Below are 306 nucleotides of genomic sequence, written 5' to 3' on the forward strand. Positions count from 1 at the left end.
CGATATAATATAAAATTGCTGATATAATAAATGCTGATAATACTACCGAAATTGTAGCATAAGTAGCAATTGTCCATCTCAAGTTTTTCAGATCTAAGATATTAACGTGCATTGCGCCTGCAAAAAGCAGAAAATTAAGCATTGCGCCCATCAATATTTCATTAAAGTCTAAACTATTAAAGAGTTGAAACATGTCTTTTGTAGCATCAGGAAAATAGCTATCTCCCAATAAACGGATAGCGACAGATACTAACATGGCGATAATCATAATTCCAATTGTTCCAGGTAATTTTAGGAATCGAAGGT

1 pseudogene is annotated in these 306 nt (G+C 33.0%); it reads right to left on the reverse strand.

Annotated elements, in window-relative coordinates:
• A pseudogene (locus QWI17_RS04880) lies at window positions 1–268 on the reverse strand (hypothetical protein); the annotation flags it as partial.
• Window positions 269–306: the final 38 nt, after the last annotated feature.

Origin of the sequence: Gilvimarinus gilvus (genome assembly GCF_030518155.1) — a bacterium.
Taxonomy (GTDB): domain Bacteria; phylum Pseudomonadota; class Gammaproteobacteria; order Pseudomonadales; family Cellvibrionaceae; genus Gilvimarinus; species Gilvimarinus gilvus.